The sequence below is a fragment of the Kitasatospora sp. NPDC059803 genome (assembly GCF_042732255.1).
Lineage (GTDB): Bacteria > Actinomycetota > Actinomycetes > Streptomycetales > Streptomycetaceae > Kitasatospora.
Window position 1 is genome coordinate 1 of record NZ_JBHWIJ010000028.1, and the last position, 1,777, is coordinate 1,777.

The 1,777-nt window shown below is 74.0% G+C and carries 1 protein-coding gene; it reads left to right on the forward strand.

The window, feature by feature from the left end; translation table 11 throughout:
* The first annotated feature begins 72 nt into the window (after positions 1 to 72).
* On the forward strand, positions 73 to 1,578 hold the full coding sequence (locus ACFV6I_RS07245) for a chitinase (protein WP_380423835.1): 1,506 nt from the start codon (positions 73 to 75) through the stop codon (positions 1,576 to 1,578).
* Positions 1,579 to 1,777 lie beyond the last annotated feature (199 nt).

Genomic DNA, 1,777 nt, shown 5'->3' on the forward strand with positions numbered 1-1,777 from the left:
CCGCCCCGCCCCCCCCCGCCCTCCGCGCCCCGCGCCCCCCCCCACGCCCTGGCCGGCGGCGCCCTGGCCCTAATGCGCGGCGCCCCCTCCGCGGCCGTCGGCAACCTGGTCACCAACGGCGGCTTCGACAGCGGGCTGGGCGGCTGGAACTGCGCCGGCGCGGCGACCACCGTCTCCTCCCCGGTCCACTCCGGCACCGGCGCGCTGCAGGCCACCCCGGGCGCCGGCGACACCGCCGAGTGCACCCAGACCATCAGCGTGCTGCCCAACACCAGCTACACGCTGAGCGCCTGGGTCCAGGGCCCGTACGTCTACCTCGGCGCGCGCGGCACCGGCGGCACCGACCCGTCCAGCTGGTCGAACCAGAACAGCTGGAACCAGCTGTCCTCCACCTTCACCACCGGCGCGAACGCCACCAGCGTCACCGTCTACCTGCACGGCTGGTACGGCCAGAGCGCCTACCTCGCCGACGACGTGAGCCTGATCGGCCCCGGCGGCCCGTCCACCCCGAGCCCGACCGCCACCGCCACCCCGTCGCCGACCGCCACGCCCACCGCGACCTCCTCCCCCACCGCGACCGGCACGCCGACGGCCACCGCCACCCCGACCGCGACGCCCACCCAGACCGCCACGCCGACCCCCACGGCCACCGCGACCTCCACCACCCCGCCCGCCACCGGCCTGCCCGCGCACGCCGTCACCGGCTACTGGCAGAACTTCGACAACGGCTCGACCCCGCAGCGCCTCGGCGACGTGCAGAGCGCCTACGACATCATCGCGGTGTCCTTCGCCGACTCCGTGCCCACCCAGACCGGCGCGATCAGCTTCACCCTCGACCCCGGCCTGTCCAAGGCCCTCGGCGGCTACAGCGACGCGCAGTTCCGCGCCGACATCAAGGCCAAGCAGGCGGCCGGCAAGAAGGTCGTCCTCTCCATCGGCGGCCAGAACGGCGCGATCACCGTCGGCGACGCCACCGCCGGCAACAACTTCGCCAACAGCGCCTACGCGATCATCAAGGACTACGGCTTCGACGGCATCGACGTCGACCTGGAGAACGGCGTCCAGGCCGGCCCGCTCGGCAACGCGCTGCACACCCTCCAGGCCAAGGTCGGCCCCGGCTTCATCCTGACCATGGCGCCCGAGACGATCGGGATGTACAGCACCGCCGGCGCCTACTTCCAGCTGGCGCTGAACACCAAGGACATCCTCACCGTCGTCAACACCCAGTTCTACAACTCGGGCGGCATGAACGGCTGCGACGGCAAGGTCTACAACCAGGGCACCATCGACTTCATCACCTCGCAGGTCTGCACCCACATCCAGGGCGGCCTGCGGCCCGACCAGGTCGGCATCGGTGTCCCCGCCTCCGCCAAGGCGGCCGGCGGCGGCTACGTCTCGCCGACCGTGGTGAACAACGCGCTGGACTGCCTGGCCACCGGCAACAACTGCGGCAGCTTCGTCCCGCCGGCCAAGTGGCCGACCATTCGCGGCGCGATGACCTGGTCCACCAACTGGGACGCCAACAACGGCAACGCGTTCTCCAACGCGGTCGGCCCGTTCGTCCACAAGATGCCGTAACCCCCCACCGCCAATCCCCCACCGGCGCGCCGCTCCTTGAGGGTGGGGCCCGCGCGCCGGCGGCGGGGCCCGCCGTACCCGACCCGGTACGGCGGGGGCGCCCCCCGACCCGGCCCGGCGGGCGGCCCGCCGCGCCCCACCCGCCCGGCGCACCCCCCCCCCACCCCGCCCCGCCCGCCCTGCGGGCGGCGGGGCTCCT